The following is a 17,634-nucleotide window of genomic DNA, read 5'->3' as shown; positions in this document are numbered from 1 at the left end:
CTCACAATAGCCTGACTATAATCTAGCCAGGCCTATAATATTATTCTTCTCTGATAGTATCAATAATGTTATCTTGTTTAATTTTTTTCAATGGATTTAAGACTGATAAATAACTAATTATTAAAGCTGAAACAAACGTAACGATACAAGCCTCATAGGGAATCGTCCATGCCATTTTCATTATATCAGAAATAGCTAAATATATAATATAAGACAATATACAACCAAAAAAGATTCCTTGTAAACTTCCAGAAAAACCGTAAATCAGAGCTTCATAGGTAATCATTTTTTTCAAATCCTTTTGTGACATACCAATGGATTTCAAAGCGGCCAATTCTTTTCGTCTAGTCATGATACTTATAGTTATAGTATTGAGGATATTAACGCTACTAATTAAAGAAATGACTGTGATAAAACTATATGCAAGCACTTGTAAAGTAAGTTTTTCTTCTTTTTTTGTTTTATTTTCTTGATAATTATTTACGATTGTAATGGAATATCTTTTTCCAATCGTGTTTTCTATTTCCTTAACTGTCGCGGAAGATTGAGTTACATCCTTTAATTTAGTTTCAAATCTATTCTCCTTCTTTTCGTTTACGTTAGATATATTTCCAAGTGATTTCAATTGATGCAAAACTTGTTCATTTTCAGCTAAATGATCTGAATTATTATCCTCTAGCTTAATTATAATATCCGATTTAACAGATAACTTATCAAAAGATTTAGATGCAAATGCAACATTCATTAAATACGAAAAAGTAATAAATAACACACTACTTATAATAATTGATAAAATTGTAATGGTATAACGATTTTTATTGCGCTTCACATTTTTCATAGCCATGCTCAAAGGAAAAGATAAAGGTTTTCTCAATATGGAATTCTTTTGTTTTTTGATTTGTTCCTTTTTAATTGACAACCTACTGCTGATTGCTAACAATGGGGAGATTTTTCCTGCAAAATACGCTGGGTACAAACTTGACGCTATTACAGAGAGGAAGGTAATAATCGAACTGATTAATAAAATCTTCCAATCAACATGGAATATCGAGACTCCTTTACTATTTTCCATTAAAAGTGAAAAAGTGAATTGAAGAGAGGCAAGTGCTATTAAGCTGCATATAATTCCTAATGGTATAGCGATAACAGCCAAAAAAGTAGCTTCTCTCAGCACGATTTGTCTAATTTGCTTTCGTGTTGCACCGATGCTTCTCAACAGGCCAAACTGCCTCGTTCGTTCCACGACACTAATTTGAAAAGCGTTGTAAATCACAACAACTGTCGCTATCACAACAATGCTGATAGTAATAATTAGCGTGGCCATAATCGAATTATTGTAACCTGGTTTCTCTAATTGAATTAATTCTTCACTTATATTAATATTATTCTCTCCGGAAATAGTCTTGATTCCCTCTAAAATCTCATTAAAGTTTGCTTCCGGGCTAATTCCGACTAATATTTTTCCTTCCCCAGCGCTAAACTTACGCTTATAGGTTAGTAACCGCCCCACTTTATTTTCCTGTGTATATACACTATCACTTAGAAAACCTACCAATTTGTATTTTTTTTCATTTAATTCGAATGAATCACCTATTTGGATATTATCTTTTATATAAGGTAATACCCAGGGATCAACAGCAACTTCTTGATCATTAGATGGCAATCTCCCCTTAATAATACTGTATTTTAAAAACTCCAAGGCGTTATCATCAGCAAAATTCATTTGTACAGCAGCCTCTCCGACTTGGACTGTTTCTCCCTGTGACATTAAACCAAATGATTCAATTTGCGGGTTATATTTAATTTTTTTCAATATCGATTCATCGTAATTTAATACAACAGCATGAAAAGAATACCCTTGCCTCTTTTTCGTATTCTCAATTTGAGAAATCTGAGTTCCGTTCATAAATAGGCCGATTGTAGAAATTAACGCTACAGAGAGTATGATTCCGATCAAAGTTAAAATTGTACGTTTCATATTCCCCTTTAAGTATCTCCTACTTAATTGTTTATAATTACCAATCAAAATTAGTTTCCTCCCGTCTTAGGCTTATTCGTGGCTAGCCACTGATCGGAAATGATTTGCCCGTCTTGAATTGTAATAATACGGTCAGAAGTTGATGCGATTTTTAAATCGTGAGTAATCAATACAATAGTTTGATTATATTTTTTTGCTGTCAATCTTAATAAATCCATGACTTCTTTTGTATTTTGAGTATCAAGATTTCCTGTAGGCTCATCAGCTAAAATCAAATGTGGGCGATTTATAAGTGCTCTCCCAATCGAAACCCGTTGTTGCTGACCTCCTGATAATTCAGATGGTAAATGATTTCTTCTTTCATGAAGTCCCAGAATTTCAATAATTTCGTCCATATAAGAATTATCTATAGGTTCATTATCCAATAAAGTGGGTAAAGCTATATTCTCCTGCACATTCAATACAGGAATTAAATTGAAGAACTGAAATATGAATCCAACTTTTCTTCTTCTAAATATCGAAAGTTCATTATCTGGATATTTATAAATATTGTTCTCTCCAATAAATACTTTTCCTGAACTTGGGCGGTCCAATCCTCCCAAAATATGCAACAATGTACTTTTACCTGATCCAGAAGCTCCTACGATTGAAACAAATTCCCCCTGATGTATTGTAAGGTTTATGCCCTTCAAAGCATCTACCCTACTATTACCTTCACCATAACTTTTGACGACATCTTCTATTCTTACGATTTCCATTCATATCACCTTATTTTCATTTTAAATTAGTCTTGTACCTCTACAAAGTTTATTTTATGCTGATTATTCGATGAGACCTTATTAATCTCTTGTAAAACTTTGTTTACTTCTTGTTTGTTTTTATAATCAAAATCTCGTTTTTTAAATTGAATTAATTTCATTATTGACTCTGATTCAGAAATTGCATTATAGTCTTGGTCTTTTAGGATAACAAGGTTCATGGGGTCATACCCAATCCAAATTTGCTGTTTAACATACTGGGCAGGTACCATCTTACCGTTCAAATTCAACTGGTTATTTTCAAAATTATCAACCGTAGGATTATCACCCGTAGAATTCTTACCCGCATAAGAAAATAATAGATTCTGATCACTAGATACTTTATTTTTATCTGTCACCATCTCAGAGATAGTAGACGCTGAATACGGATCTTTTCTAGCTCTTAGAAGTCCCTTATTAAATAATTTTACCGCGGTAGAACTATTAATAACTGCATATTCTGTAGTATTGATTTCAAATTCTTCATTTGTATCATTTTGTTTCTTATCTTCTTCTGATAATTGGGTCTTTCTTATTGTAGTGACGTACTTAACTTTATAGTCAATAGATTGTTTAATATCATCTTTAAATTCTTGTTTGACTTTTTCTATATCAGCTGCAGTACCACTAACTAGAATCCCATCGACTGGTTGTCCTGGACCTTGCACATAACGTTTTACTCCTAATCCTATTCCTATAAAAATAGCAATAACCACCACATAACTTATAATTTTTTTCATTAAAATACTCCTTTAATTAATGATTTATATCTGGATTATAGATGAGATTTTTTCATAAGTTAATGACTTCTATCTAACTATCTAACTTCTAATCTTACAATATTGTAAGATTAGAAGTTACAACGTGTATATTTTATGTCCGAAGACTCCCTCATCAATTTGTGTGATAGTAGAATAGCTTCTGCAACTAGGTGGCAGATACTATCGAAAAAAGATAAAATGACTCGAATATTTTCCGTGGATTATAAATAAACATTCACATAAAAACCAAACAAAAGTGATGAATATTATTAATACCAATAACAAGAATCAGTACGGAAAACATATTTTCATAAGTGAAATACTAAAAAATTGAAAAGAAAACATTATGGATCCTTGAAAAAATGGAGAATGATTACAAACAAAATTATTAAAGACTCTAGCATGTTTTCATACGGAGAAAAACAAGGCGACATTAAATTAAGGAAAGCACTAGCAGATTACTTATTTCAATCAAGAGGGGTTAATACTTCCGCAGAACAAATTATTATTGGCAGTAGAAGATCCTGGATATAACGTGGCAAGGGAACTTTTTGTTCTTCAATCATTTACTATGGATCCAATTCCTGTAAAAGAACGAGGTATCCAAGTCGATCTTCTTTTAAAATCGCCTTCTAAACTTTTATATGTCACTCCTACTCACCACTTTCCGTATGGAGTGACCATCCCAGTCAGTGAAAGATTAAAATTAATTGAATGGGCAAAAAGGGTGGAGGGATATATTATTGAGGACGATTATGATAGTGAATTTCGATATATTCATCAACCTATACCGTCTCTTCAAAGTTTAGATTCTAATGATAGGGTGGTTTATTTCGGAACTTTTTCAAAGGCACTCCTTCCCTCTATCTGTGTCAATTATATGGTTTTGCCTAGGCGGCTAATAAATGAATATAAAAAGATACTTCCTTTACTTGAACAAACATCCTCATCTATTCATCAGCGTACGTTGGCAACTTTTATGAATGAAGGATATTGGTACTCGCACTTAAGAAAGATGAAAGCTTTGTATAAACGTAAAATGAATCTATTAAATAGGGAATTATCAAAGCACTTTAAGGAATTTGTCGAGATTAAAGGTGGTAGCTCCGGTATTTTCATTATTATTGAAGTGAAAACAAAAATGAGTGAAAAAATGCTAATTGAAAGAGCACATGATCACGGCATTATAGTATATCCTTGTTCAAAATATTTCTCGGAATATTCAACTTGGATTTGGTGAGTTATGCGAAGAAGAGATAATAAAAGGAGTATCTCAATTAGCAAAAATTTGGTTCTAATAGGAAAAGAGATAAAACAATTAATGAATAATTTTATTTAATTAAGAATAGAAATCCCTTTAGTATTTTGAAGTTTTTTACACAAATTAATATTTTTCTTTTTTAAGTATAAAAAAGACACCTTTAAGGTATCTTCTCCAAAATTAATAACCGAATGTTATATCATAAACTTTCTCAATAATTATGAATTTAATCATTGCTTTTAAATATATCCTTTTAACATATTTTTTGAGAAACGATTTGGATATAGAGCATTAAGCATTTCATATGGACTTCCTTTCCAATAACGTTTTAGCGGTGTCCATAATTTTTGTTTTATTAGCCATTTTTGATTAAATACCTTTAATAGCTGTTTTTCATCCAATTTTTCTTTCTCTTCAATAGTCCACCTTAACGCCTCTAATGCTTTACGTTTAGACCAATATCCAACAGGAGTAACTCTAAATTCCCATTCTTTAAAACGGTCTCTATATAAATCATTAATCATTCTAAACGGACTATTCCCCCAAATTAATTGACATGCCGATGCTAATCCATGGGTCTTTAACCATTTTATATTGTATATATCAAGCAATTGTTTAGGAGTTAACCTCTCTTTTTCTTCAATGGTCCATTTCAATGCTTCTAATGCTTTTTCTTTAGTCCAGAAGTTATTAGGAGTCATACCAAATTCCCATTCTTTAAAACGTCTTGGATAAAGATCATTAATCATTGCATACGGGCTACTATTCCAATACATAGCCAGAGGTGCGCTAAGCTTATTTTTTTTAACCATTTTTTCCCGTATACTCCTAAGAGCTTTTCTCGTGAAAGGCCTCTTTTTCCTCAATAATCCATTTCAAAATTGTTAATGCTTTTTCTTTAGTCCAATAATTTAAAGGAGTCATACCAAATTCCCATTCTTTGAACTGATTTGGGTACAAATCATTTATTGCTTTAAAAGGGCTATTTTCATACCTATGTTTGAGTAATCCCCGTAGCCTATACTTTACAATTAATTTTGTGTTCCATTTTTTTCTTATGTCTTCCTTATTCCATTTTAAAATACTGTTAAGCAAATATGTTATTACCCTCCGCGCCATTTTATTATCTTTATCTTCTTTCCACGTATTTGGAGGGAATTTATTTCTTTTTCCATCTAATATTTCCTGATAAATACCTTCTATAGCAACTTCTTTCATTAACAATATATAAATCCTCCTACATTTTGTATTAATATTTATACACTATCATTATTTCCAATCAATATATCCACATTAAATAATATAAGTAAAACCCAAATTAAAAGCAACACAAAATTTGTTTTTTATAAAAATTCTAATAATTGACTAAGTAAATTTTTATTTTAATTTTCTAATTATTGGTTTGTACTAATATGGTATTGTTATATTTAAATATAAGGAGTGTATTCTTATGGAGAAGATTAGTAAAAGCGATATTATTCGTACTGTTCCGCAAAGCGGTTTTTTCGGACACCCTAAGGGGTTGTTTACCCTATTCTTTACAGAATTTTGGGAGCGATTCTCTTACTATGGGATGAGAGCAATATTACTTTATTATATGTATTATTCAATCTCACAAGGTGGTTTAGGAATGGATCATGCGACCGCAGCGTCAATTATGGCCATCTATGGATCTCTTGTTTACATGTCTGGCATTATTGGTGGCTGGATTGCAGATCGTCTATTAGGTTCAAGTAGAACGATTTTTTGGGGTGGCGTTTTAATTATGATAGGTCACCTAATTTTAGCACTACCAGGAACTATAAGTACTTTATTCATATCTATGGTGTTTTTAGTACTAGGTACAGGGTTATTAAAACCTAATGTATCTAGCGTTGTTGGTGATTTATATAGTGAAACAGATACTCGACGTGACTCAGGTTTCAGTATTTTCTATATGGGTATTAATTTAGGATCTCTTTTATCTCCTTTTATTATAGGGACACTTGGTCAAAAGTATAACTTCCACCTAGGTTTTGGTGTTGCTGCAATTGGTATGCTATTGGGCTTAATTATTTTTGTTCTTACAAAAAAGAAAAACCTTGGTTTAGCAGGAACACAAGTACCAAATCCTTTAACAGACATCGAAAGAAAAAAAGTTACTAAACAGTTTAGTATTGGTACAATAGCTATAGTACTATTTTGTATTTTAACGATACCAACAGGTATTTTAACTATTAATCGATTCACTTTATTAGTAAGTATTTTAGGTATTCTCATTCCAACTGGTTACTTTATTTTTATGTATCGTAGCCCGAAAACTACAAAAATTGAAAAGTCTCGTTTAATTGCTTACATACCATTATTTATTGCTGCAACAATGTTTTGGGCCATTCAAGAACAAGGAGCTATCATTTTAGCTTCATATGCTGATCAGCGTACTCAATTAAAATTGGCCGGGTTTGAACTGCAATCTTCATGGTTTCAATCATTAAACCCTATTTATATTGTTTTGTTAGCACCAGTATTTGCTTGGTTATGGGTAAAGCTTAATTCACGTCAACCAAGTACGGCTAATAAATTTGCTATTGGTTTATTATTTGCTGGTTTATCTTTCTTAGTTATGATTATCCCTGCATATATCCATGGTACAGAATCCCTTGTAAGCCCTATGTGGTTAGCGATTAGCTTCCTGTTAGTAGTAATCGGGGAACTTTGTTTATCACCTGTAGGTCTATCAATTACAACCAAATTAGCACCAGCTGCCTTCTCTGCTCAAACAATGAGTCTATGGTTCTTAACTAGTGCAGCTGCACAAGCTATAAATGCTCAAATAGTTCGATTATATAATCCTGAAACAGAAATTATTTATTTCGGTGCGATTGGTGGCCTTTCAATCATTTTAAGTGTAATTTTATATTTTATGGCTCCAAAGATTCAAGTTTTAATGAAAGGCATAAAATAAAAAAACTGTGCTAAAAACTTGTTATAATTCAGGTTTTTATGCACAGTTTTTTGAATAGTTATTTATTTTTATGTTTCTAATTTACTAACTGATTATCGTTATTGCAAATTAGAATAATAAATTATGAAAACAAAAAGAAAATGACGAGTAATATGCATAAATATAAATCAATCTATATATACGTAAAATTGCATTTAAAATTTTCTATATCAATGTTATAATAAAGTTAATCGAGAAGCATCCAACATATTTTGATTAATCACTACATTTTCTTTTATACGTTATAAAGTTAATACATTAATTTCATACTTCTTCTTTTGTTTCTTCAACATTAGTATCCTCTAAAACTTAAAGTATTGCTATTGGATTTTTGAAATAGTACCCCCATACCCATCAAGCTAGAAATTAAAAATGTTTCTATCTTAAGAACCGAAAATAGCTATTAAAAATATAGTTATCAGTTTTATTTCGTTTTTCCTTGCACCCAAGTAGCAATATCATTTATAACATACTCAGGAATATTAGCTGGGCTATTATATTCATCCGGTTTACTTAACTCCCCATCTCCTTCTGTAAAGAAGTGATTTAATTTTGGATATAGTCGATACTCAACGTTATCTCGCTCTTTTAATTGTTCTTTCCAAATAGGAATTTCGATTTTAGATTGAATTTGAAAGTCTCTTTCTCCTTGCATAATCAATAACGGTGTCTGTTGTTTTTTTGACATTTCTGCTGCTTTAATTTTGCGAATAGAATCCCAAAACACTGGTGATCCTAAATAAAAATCTTTTGGAGGATTCTGACTAGAAAAATTAGGGTCGTTTAATAATTCAAATTGCGATTTGTAAAATTTATATTCTTCTAGGTTCATTGCTCCAATAGACAAACGATACTCCAATTGATCTAAAGCAGCATCTTGAATTGTACGGGCCGCTCCTCCCATCACAATTGCCCCCGCAATATTTTGATTTTGATCTTTTTCAATTATCCTTGGAATCACCATTCCACCTTGACTATGACCAATAATATAAATTTGTTTCTTATCTATCATAGTTTCATTTTGAAGAAAATGAGTTACAAGAAGAGCATCATCTGTTGTCTCTTTATCAACTGTATAAAAAGGACTAAGTTCTGTTTTCAATCCATGTTCATAGGTTCGCTTATTATAGCGAAGGACAGCAATTCCTTTCGAGGCAAGGCCTTCAGCTAGATCACGAAATGGTTTTAAAGCATACGCTGTTGAATCCTGATCGGCTGCTCCACCTCCGTGAACAAGAATAACCGCTGGGAAAGGACCTTTTCCCTTCGGAATAGATAATGTTCCTGGTAATGGAAATGCATCACTTCCAACTACTACTTCTTTATCAACAAATGATTCAGGCTTACTATACGATGGCCGATCTGCAACAGGACTAAACGGCATTCTGAGTTGAAAATCATCTATTTTACCAGATGGATCCAATTTTATTAGTAAAGGTACAGTAATTTGTTCAAAAACTAATTGCATCTCTATATTTGTATGGACGGAATTTGTCTCTTTTTGTGTAACCTTCCCAATTTCTATAAAAGAACCCGCTTGTAATTGATCAGGAATTTCTTTCCAATAATTCTCCAGCCATTTTTCAGATATTACTCTCTGTAATGATCGAGAAGTTAAATTAAATGCAGACTTATAATCTTCATTTTGCATAGAACGTATAAATGAAAGAGTAGTAGATATTCCAGGATTTTCATTGGCAATATTGTCTATTCTTTTTATATTCGTTTTTATTTCCTTTAATGTCGATTTAAATTGATGGTTAAACGGATTATTATATGTATTGGGATATAGACTTGATTTCAATACATCCTTATTTCTCTCCTCAAACATGCTTGGAGAACCTTGGGAATTTTCAGGTGAAATTAATTTCTCCGCATATGAAACCGAAGGAATAGTTATCGTAAAAATTGCACTAGCAAGTAATAACTTCTTCCCTATTTTTTTCTTCGTGCTCATATTTATGAATTCTCCTTTTAAAATTTATAATTGCTAATTACTCTAAAATAAGTGCCACCCACAAATACAAGTATGCTTATTATGGTGACGAATGGAATACTGGTATATTTTTGAGAAATCCAATATGTTTATAAAAAATGATGGATTGGATAATAAATAGTATAGAAATGTCCTACTATTCTCATAGGATAGTAGGTCTTTTGTATACATAGAGACACCCAAATGTGTCTCTATGTTATTTAAACCATCATATTGTACTAATTATTGAATTTCATTAACACCTTACTATTTATGAACAAATTTAATGGTTTTTGGATTTACCTTTGCGTTTATAACCTTGACCTTTACGGAATAACTACCTTCTTCTAAATATTTTATAGGGACTGAGAATTTTTGAAGATTCGAGTGATGAAGAATATTGGCACTTGCTACATGTAATAAATCACCTCGTAAATTATAAAACTCAAATACTACATAGCTTCTTTTTCCTTCGTTAGATGAACTTAAATCAGCACTCCCAATAATAGTATTGTAATATGGAGAATATTTTATTGGATTTCCATTACTAAGCCAAAATTCACTTTCATTAACGGATAATTTTTCAGTGTTAATTTGCGCAGAAACTGTATTCTGATCAGGACTATAAAATGCACCAAAGACTAGAAAACCTATACTCATTACAGGAATAAGAATTCTTTTTTTCATTTTAACTACTCCTTTAATTATATTTTTAACAAACAAATAATACAAATTATTTACTTAAATGTAAATATATAGGGTATAATTGGAATATTAATTTATAAAATTTTATTTTTCTTTCCCAAAGCCTTTTTGGTTAGAGCGCTAAAGCGTCGTTTTAGAACACAATCTCTCATATTAAACATTTTAAATTTACGAAAAAAAAAGAGATACCCATCAATATTAAGCTAAGAATTTAACTTTAATATCATTCTTGGAATTTCTCTTTGTAAAGGAAATGCTTAAAATACAAATAAAACATCTTTTCCATGTCGTATTGTTTCATTGAAGTCTATCCCGAATTGTAGCTAGTTCAATGTGATAGTAAATTCTGAGTTCGGTGCGCCAGCAAATACAACCGTTCCGTTCTCCGGTAGTTTCACCTTGTTATTGCCACTCACAACGGTAAAATTGACGCATACTTCATTCTCATCATACACCGAGAATGAACTCCCTGATGGCAAATCCACCGTCATTGTTTTCCCTGCTGCCTCTTGCGGAATCGTAAACCATTTCGCATGCCCATCTGCTTGCAGTGTAACCTTTGATAATTGACCTGCATCAAGCGGTTTCACGTTTGATTCACTGACGTATAAAAAGCTGGCCATCTCCATGTATTCATTACCGTCCTCTATATAGAAATGTGCTTCCTTCGTATCACGGCCATCCATTACGGGAATCTGAATGTGATGTGTTGCCGTATTTGGACCTATAATTTTTTTACCGTCCCAATAGCCATCTTTGAGCGTAATTTGTGTATTAAGAGGTATGAGTTGTCCTAGATAGTTCATAGAATTAAATTTTTCGTTAACGAGATAGAACTTGCCGCCCTCACGCTTCGCCCATGCAGCAGCTGTTTTCTTCGATAACACATTCTTTTCTAATTTCTGGGCTAAATAGTGAGTGAGCACATTTTGCCCCAATCCCGGCGATAATTCATATGTGCTTTCTCTCAAATAAACTTTTCCATTCTTCTCAGTGACGAAGTTAAGCTTGGAAGTGCCCTTCTCATTTATAAAGCTTCCATCCGCCGTATATACATATTTTTCTTCCGGTTTAGTTGGTAAAAACAGTTCTCCCTTCTTCGTAATTTCTATTTTGAAATGGCTATAGCTATTTCCATAAAAGCCCGACTTTTTTATCACGTCTTGAGGCACTTTAACTTTGACTGGCTTGCCGAAGGATTTATCTGGTTTTATATCCTTAATTGTCCCTTTCTCTTTTAGCGTGGCTAACAGTAATTTTTTTGCCAACAATTGATTTGTAATACTACTACCACCGGATGACAACACAGCTGCTGCCATCTTCTGTTCTGGAAGCACGATCAATGACGCATGTTGCAGGACCGTGTCGCCGCCCTTAGACAAAGCCTTTATCCCATATCTATCAAATGGGTATAGTTTCACACTATCCCAGCCAAGACCATAGTTGAACACATTATCTCCATCCCCTGGCCACATTCCTTTTTTATATTCCTCTTGTTCCATCTCCTTGATTGCCTTATTAGAAAGAATTTCTTTCGTGGTCAAAATGACTTCCCAACATTCAAAAGCAAAAAAGACAGAAAGTCTTATACAACGAATGTAGTGAACGGAAATATTATGTTGCTTAACGGTCATATCAAATTGCCAAAACTGAAAATGGTACGTATCAAGCAGCATAGAGAAATACCACAAGACCATGTAATCAAGTCATGTACGATTTCTATGACACCTACTGGTAAATACTATGTGTCTATCTTGACTAAATACGAAAAAGAGATTGTACAAAAAGAAGTAGAAACAGTTGTTGGATTAGACTTTGCGATGGATCGATTATACGTTAGTTCTGAGGATGAGAGAGCCAATTATCCTAAGTTCTATCGTGAAATGTTAGACCGATTAGCAAAGGCACAACGAGTATTATCAAGAAGAACAAAAGGTTCTATTCGTTGGAATAAATAACGTATCCGTGTAGCTAAGTTACATGAAAAAGTAGCGAACCAACGTAAGAACTTCCTTCATCATAAGTCTAAAGAGTTAGCTACTCATTTTGATGTTGTAGCTATTGAAGATTTAAATATGAAAGGAATGTCGCAAGCACTTCATTTTGGAAAAGTGGCGCTGACAATGGTTGGGGTATGTTCACTTCTTTTTTAGCTTATAAACTACACGAACAAGGCAAACAACTTGTGAAAATAGACAAATGGTTTCCTTCCACAAAAACATATAGCCGTTGTGGAAATGTGAAAAATATGTCATTGTCTGAGCGAGTATATTCTTGTATATGTGGTGTAAATCTCGATAGAGATTATAACGCAGCTATCAATATCAAAAATGAAGCAATACGCCTATTAGCGTTAGCATAGATAGCAATAAAATAACCCTTGGAACGAGGGAGTTAGCTCGGTTGTCTTAGGACGAATTCGTTAGCTATCAAAAGTAACGACTAACCGAGAAGCCCCCACTTCAAACAGTCCATTAGGACGTTAAGTGGCGGGTAGTTCACTCTTGGATTGATATTGATGTGACGGTACTATTAGTACTGCCCTAACACGTTACAACTTTTTTATAACAGGTTGTAACGTCCTATGTTTTTGACCATTCTGTACAACGATAACTTTGGTTTACTGATTTCACTTGTAATCTGGTAGCCTAACCTCTGATACAATTTAATGGCAAGTTGGTTCTCTTTCTTTACCGTTAGTGAGCATTTGGCAAAGCCTTGCAGGGCAGCCTGTTCCTCGGCAAACTCAAGTAGTCTGGTACCTATCCCCAGTCCTCGACTTTCAGGCAATAAGGCGATTGTTCCGATGTGAAACTCGTCATCTTCTCCCTCCTTCAAGGTAATCATGGAATAAAGCATTTTGATATTCAGAATGTTATAAAAAACAAAATCCAACTTTCCGAATGAAAGCAGCTGTTTAAAAGTGGGCCAAGCAAGACGATTTAAAACGGGGATGGGATAGCAAGTAATCATCCCTAGAGTTTTCCCATCCATTTGAGCTTCATAAGCGTATTGATGACTAAAACGGTTGTTCCCCTGCCGCCATAGCTTACAAAAAGTCCCTTCGACTGCGTTCTGCTCCTCAGATCCTGCAAGTGCAAACGCCATGTATTCCAATGCCATTACATTTAGCTGGGCGCCCACCATGGATTGATGAACAGCCTTTACAATAGAGATTTGATTCATTTCCCAGCCCTCCTTTTCGCTTTCTATATTATTGATGTTAATTATCATGGATTTGTATCCGTTCACTCCCTTCTTAACTCATCCTTAGCTTTGAAACCATAATAAAATGTATTTAAAACAAGCTCTGCAGCAGATTTTTTAGCCACATTTCCTTCATGTACCTGTTCCCAGGTATGGAAAACTAGGGCATAAAGCGTATTCAAAATCCATTCGCTGCTAACCGTTTGCTGAAAGTAACCTCTTTGTTGTAACAACTCAATAACGCGTCGTATAGGTTCCCTCAGCTTCTCTTCAGCTTCACCTAATTCTTTGTTGTTAAATACAGATGCATCATGACCTAGAAAATAGATTTTGTCACCTAAAGGAATTAACGCTTCAATGAGTTCTGGAATATAGTTTTCGCTGCTTTCCTCATCCAGTGGGATCTGGTTTACGGTATCACTTACCAGTTGTATAGCCCGATGGCCCAAGAACAGCATCAATTTCTCTCTGCTTTCGACGTAACGATGGAGTGTAGCAATGCCAATTCCCGCATATTCCGCAATTTCATTCATCGAAGCAGTAGGATTTTCAACAAGCAATATAGTAGCTGAATCAAGAATTGCGTTAAATCTCGCTTCCTTTAACGTTGATAAGTCTTTCTTCATCGTCAATCTCTCCTTTTTATATATAAAGTCGTCATTTTTTGATAGATAAATATATCATTTGATATTATGATAAACAATCTCAAACAAAGTGTCCAGCTGCTGAATTTAGCTTTTCCAAAAGAATTATATTACTGAAACTGATAGTACTTTGAATGCTTCATTTTTAGCATTTCATTATGTAGATGACGATGAAGAGATTAATTTTTTGATGTAATACATACAAAAGCCAAAGGAAATGGTACGAGTCGCTTTCTTGGTAGAGAAAATAATCACATTAGCTAGGTTTTCTAAGCTATTTTTCACGATGTTCCCTTGTGATATTTTTATTTTTTTCACTAATATGGTTATCCTTCTTGCTAATTTTTTTAGCATTTTTTCATGAAGGATTAATAATTACAGTAATTTTCCTACTTTTTAATGAAGGTACTTTCTGCATAAAGTTATCGGTTTACTTTAAAATTCACTTCCGGGTATTTGGTCATCAGCCTTTTAAGGGTTGAGCCGTCATCCTTCTGTTTTACATACTGGTTAAAAAATGCCAGGCTGAATTCGTTTATAATGCGATGAACTTCCTTTGGATTTTCACCTGGACTCTGTAACAGTGGGGAGAACAAATGTAAATCAGTGAAGCTTGTATGATCTGTATGAGGAATGACCATTGACATACCACCGCCAGCTAGCCCACGCCCATATCGTTCCGTCACTTTATCGGGATCTGCTTCATCAGGCTCTACTGCACTCATGAGCAGAAATGGTTTTCCAATCCCACTTTCAGGTAAAATTTCCCCATACAAAGCGCCATCCATATTGATAGCTGCTTTAACACGAGAATCTTTTGCAAGTATTTGTGCTGCGGTAGCTCCACCGTAAGAGTGCCCAAACATTCCAATTCTTGAGGTATCAAGCCTTCCTGTAAAGAATCCGGTCTCATCGTTTTGGTTAAGTTTCTCTATCTGATTAAGCACAAAGGTGACATCTTCCTCCCATAATTTTATGTGGCTATCCCCTGCGTCATCAGTTAAATTGAAGGGCTGTACGTAAGCAACTCGACCATCCGGAAAAACGGTAGCTGCAGTATCAAAGGTATGATCGATACTTAGAACAATATAGCCTTGACTAGCCAACTCCTCAACTTCAAACGTGTTTTGATTACGAAAACCATTAAAACCATGGGAGAAAAGTAATATGGGATAATGATTCTCTGAGTCTGAGAGTTGTAAATCCATAAACGAATGAGATTTTACCAATTCCAAGTGGCTGAATGCAAATGCAGGAATGGACAATGTTTTTTCCAATCCCTTGGAGAGCTCATTTATGTTACGAATATAAGGTTCTTGATCACCCTTGCTTTTTTGAGCTGCTGGATACCAAATTTGCACCATCAATTCGCGTCGATCTGTTGGATTATTCGAATATGCTTCATTTCTTTGATGATCAACCCAATGATATAGCTTCGTACCGACCCTATGTGGGCCAGTTGGTTCTTCAAATGAAAATACTGGCATAAGTAAAGGTAGCACAACTGCTACAGACAAATAGATGCACAACAACAAAGTTTTAACCATGAATATACCCCGGCTTCTAAAGCCCTTTTTCCGCTCAGCTAATAAATAGCATAAAATCAAGATTACTGGGGATGCATATGCCGGAATCATCTGCCATCTAAACCCTTCTACCAATAGCTGAACTGTAACCATTACAACAGCAACCAAAGTAGCTAATTCAGACCACTTTTTCGTTTCCCTGCCTACTAACAGGATCCAACTCAATAGACTAAAATTCACAACTATCAAAACGATTTCCCAGAAATTCATTGGCCTATCTCCTTTGAATGCATTTTACTTTTAATTAAAGAGGTAATTTTCAATCTGAGCAAAAACAGATGAAACATCTATATAGTTGCACCAATTATGCTTAATAATCGTTTCATATACTCCTTTCTTCAAATTAAAAACTTAAAATGCCCAGCTACCTTTACGGAAAATTGGCTCTACAGTTCCATCTGGTAAAATACCATCGATGTCCATCTCACTGTTGCCAATCATAAAGTCCTCATGTATTACTGAAATATTTGCACCTAACATTTCGAGTTGATCGTTTTCTAAATCCCTTCCATCCTCTAAGCATGTTGGATAAGCTTTACCAATCGCTAAATGGTTCGATGCATTTTCATCAAACAATGTATTAAAATATAAAATCCCCGATGCTGAAATTGGCGATTCATGTGGTACAAGTGCTATCTCACCTAAATAGCAAGAGCCCTCATCCACATTAATAAGCTCCTGTAATAAATCATGTCCTCTCTGTGCTTCAGCTTTAATAATTTTTCCTTCTTCAAATGTCAGTTTAAAGCCGTCGATAATATTCCCTTGGTAAACTAAAGGTTTTGTATTGCTTACATAGCCATTTACACCTTGTTTCATCGGTAACGTATAAACCTCTTCCGTCGGCATATTAGCCATAAAGATAGTATCATCTGGCGTTTTACCACCTCCAGTAATCCATTTATGCTCTGGTGCTAATGCAATTGTTAAATTAGTACCTGGTGCTGTATAGTGAAGCTTCGCATATTTTTTATTGTTCAGTAGAACCGCACGAGATTCTAAATTTGTTACATGTTCACGCCATTTTTCAACAGCACTGCCTTCACCGATACGAACAGCTTTAAAAATAGCCTCCCATAATGCTGGTACTTGCTCCTCAGATGCTAAATTCGGAAACACCTTTGATGCCCACTTTGATGAAGGAACTGCTATCATCGACCAAGCTATTAAATCCTTCATTACGGCGTTGCGATTGTTTCCTAGAGCAGCTCCCGATACCTTTTGATAGATAGCTAGACGATCAGCTGAAATACCTGTAAATTTATCAGGATCTGTAGCATCTATTATTAATAATGCACCTTTACGTTCGATTAGCTCATCATTCATTTTGACTATCCACTCTGGGAAACGATTAAATTCCTCATCTGAGGCATAATCAAAGTAAGCACGATCCATTTCCTCATCAGAAAAATTAACATGAACACGCCCTGCTCCAGCCTTATAGGCCTCTTTCACAACTAAACGGACGAAATCCAATACATCCACTGATGTATTGACTAATAAGTATTGCCCTGGTTGAATATTGACACCAATTTTCACTGTAAGTTCTGCATATGCTTGTAATTTTTCTTCAAAAGTCATATTATTTGCCTCGCTTTTATCCAATAATTTTTGAATTCCCCTCACTAGCTTGCCTTCATACCATACTTTGTGAACAGGTTTTTCAGGATTTTCTCTTGTCTATTTTTACGTTTTTCATCAAGACACGATAACAACTAATAGATTTTTTAATTCATT

The 17,634-nt window shown here is 34.0% G+C and carries 10 protein-coding genes and 4 pseudogenes; 3 read left to right on the top strand and 11 right to left on the bottom strand.

Annotated elements, in window-relative coordinates; genetic code table 11:
- Positions 1 to 40: 40 nt before the first annotated feature.
- Genes Q9B79_RS03310 through Q9B79_RS03300 form a run of 3 tightly spaced genes read right to left on the bottom strand, consistent with a single transcriptional unit; the run spans position 41 to position 3,515 of the window.
- Entirely contained in the window at positions 41 to 2,026 is a 1,986-nt protein-coding gene (locus tag Q9B79_RS03310) for an ABC transporter permease (RefSeq protein WP_306182601.1), read from the bottom strand.
- A gap of 2 nt (positions 2,027 to 2,028) precedes the next feature.
- Positions 2,029 to 2,736, bottom strand: a complete 708-nt coding sequence (locus Q9B79_RS03305; RefSeq protein WP_306182600.1) for an ABC transporter ATP-binding protein — start codon at positions 2,734 to 2,736, stop codon at positions 2,029 to 2,031.
- Positions 2,737 to 2,762: 26 nt separating this feature from the next.
- The gene (locus Q9B79_RS03300; protein WP_306182599.1) at positions 2,763 to 3,515 is read right to left on the bottom strand and encodes a lipoprotein BA_5634 family protein; all 753 of its coding nucleotides are present in this window, start codon (positions 3,513 to 3,515) and stop codon (positions 2,763 to 2,765) included.
- Between the two features lie 375 nt (positions 3,516 to 3,890).
- On the opposite strand from Q9B79_RS03300, the pseudogene Q9B79_RS03295 reads away from it, so the two are divergent.
- Positions 3,891 to 4,834, top strand: a pseudogene (locus Q9B79_RS03295) (aminotransferase-like domain-containing protein); the annotation flags it as partial.
- A 202-nt stretch (positions 4,835 to 5,036) separates the two neighbouring features.
- On the opposite strand, the pseudogene Q9B79_RS03290 reads toward Q9B79_RS03295, so the two are convergent.
- Positions 5,037 to 6,021: pseudogene (locus Q9B79_RS03290) on the bottom strand (DUF4046 domain-containing protein).
- A gap of 226 nt (positions 6,022 to 6,247) precedes the next feature.
- Between Q9B79_RS03290 and Q9B79_RS03285 the strand changes: the two are divergent.
- Entirely contained in the window at positions 6,248 to 7,741 is a 1,494-nt protein-coding gene (locus Q9B79_RS03285) for a peptide MFS transporter (RefSeq protein WP_306182598.1), read from the top strand.
- A 463-nt stretch (positions 7,742 to 8,204) separates the two neighbouring features.
- Here Q9B79_RS03285 and Q9B79_RS03280 read toward each other — a convergent pair whose 3' ends face one another.
- The 3 genes and pseudogenes from Q9B79_RS03280 to Q9B79_RS03270 form a co-directional block, all read right to left on the bottom strand.
- Positions 8,205 to 9,737 (bottom strand): alpha/beta hydrolase, encoded by a 1,533-nt coding sequence (locus tag Q9B79_RS03280; RefSeq protein WP_306182597.1) that lies wholly within the window; start codon positions 9,735 to 9,737, stop codon positions 8,205 to 8,207.
- A gap of 285 nt (positions 9,738 to 10,022) precedes the next feature.
- Entirely contained in the window at positions 10,023 to 10,442 is a 420-nt protein-coding gene (locus Q9B79_RS03275; protein WP_306182596.1) for a hypothetical protein, read from the bottom strand.
- 341 nt (positions 10,443 to 10,783) lie between these two features.
- Positions 10,784 to 11,995, bottom strand: a pseudogene (locus Q9B79_RS03270) (serine hydrolase); the annotation flags it as partial.
- Between Q9B79_RS03270 and Q9B79_RS03265 the strand changes: the two are divergent.
- Positions 11,984 to 12,822, top strand: a pseudogene (locus Q9B79_RS03265) (RNA-guided endonuclease TnpB family protein); the annotation flags it as partial. The pseudogenes Q9B79_RS03270 and Q9B79_RS03265 sit on opposite strands and share 12 nt — an antisense overlap.
- A 200-nt stretch (positions 12,823 to 13,022) precedes the next feature.
- On the opposite strand, the gene Q9B79_RS03260 reads toward Q9B79_RS03265, so the two are convergent.
- The 4 genes from Q9B79_RS03260 to Q9B79_RS03245 form a co-directional block, all read right to left on the bottom strand.
- Positions 13,023 to 13,646, bottom strand: coding sequence for a GNAT family N-acetyltransferase (locus Q9B79_RS03260; protein WP_306182595.1), 624 nt, complete (start codon positions 13,644 to 13,646; stop codon positions 13,023 to 13,025).
- Between the two features lie 62 nt (positions 13,647 to 13,708).
- Positions 13,709 to 14,293: a TetR/AcrR family transcriptional regulator gene (locus Q9B79_RS03255; protein WP_306182594.1), complete on the bottom strand. Its 585-nt coding sequence runs from the start codon at positions 14,291 to 14,293 to the stop codon at positions 13,709 to 13,711.
- Positions 14,294 to 14,733: 440 nt separating this feature from the next.
- A complete protein-coding gene (locus Q9B79_RS03250) occupies positions 14,734 to 16,107 on the bottom strand; it encodes an alpha/beta hydrolase family protein (protein ID WP_306182593.1) in 1,374 nt (457 codons plus the stop codon).
- Positions 16,108 to 16,248: 141 nt separating this feature from the next.
- Positions 16,249 to 17,478 (bottom strand): aminopeptidase, encoded by a 1,230-nt coding sequence (locus tag Q9B79_RS03245; protein ID WP_306182592.1) that lies wholly within the window; start codon positions 17,476 to 17,478, stop codon positions 16,249 to 16,251.
- Positions 17,479 to 17,634: the final 156 nt, after the last annotated feature.

It is taken from the genome of Bacillus sp. MHSD_36 (genome assembly GCF_030757775.1).
Classification (GTDB): domain Bacteria; phylum Bacillota; class Bacilli; order Bacillales; family Bacillaceae_G; genus Bacillus_A.
The sequence above is the reverse complement of the archived record's forward strand: the minus strand, read 5'-3'. Positions and strand labels throughout refer to the sequence as shown.

What these genes read in the sequence shown, in the direction of transcription:
- Q9B79_RS03305 (WP_306182600.1), bottom strand. Translation starts at nt 2,736, where the DNA reads ATGGAAATCGTAAGAATAGAAGATGTCGTCAAAAGTTATGGTGAAGGT.
- Q9B79_RS03300 (WP_306182599.1), bottom strand. Translation starts at nt 3,515, where the DNA reads ATGAAAAAAATTATAAGTTATGTGGTGGTTATTGCTATTTTTATAGGA.
- Q9B79_RS03285 (WP_306182598.1), top strand. Translation starts at nt 6,248, where the DNA reads ATGGAGAAGATTAGTAAAAGCGATATTATTCGTACTGTTCCGCAAAGC.
- Q9B79_RS03280 (WP_306182597.1), bottom strand. Translation starts at nt 9,737, where the DNA reads ATGAGCACGAAGAAAAAAATAGGGAAGAAGTTATTACTTGCTAGTGCA.
- Q9B79_RS03275 (WP_306182596.1), bottom strand. Translation starts at nt 10,442, where the DNA reads ATGAAAAAAAGAATTCTTATTCCTGTAATGAGTATAGGTTTTCTAGTC.
- Q9B79_RS03260 (WP_306182595.1), bottom strand. Translation starts at nt 13,646, where the DNA reads ATGAATCAAATCTCTATTGTAAAGGCTGTTCATCAATCCATGGTGGGC.
- Q9B79_RS03255 (WP_306182594.1), bottom strand. Translation starts at nt 14,293, where the DNA reads ATGAAGAAAGACTTATCAACGTTAAAGGAAGCGAGATTTAACGCAATT.
- Q9B79_RS03250 (WP_306182593.1), bottom strand. Translation starts at nt 16,107, where the DNA reads ATGAATTTCTGGGAAATCGTTTTGATAGTTGTGAATTTTAGTCTATTG.
- Q9B79_RS03245 (WP_306182592.1), bottom strand. Translation starts at nt 17,478, where the DNA reads ATGACTTTTGAAGAAAAATTACAAGCATATGCAGAACTTACAGTGAAA.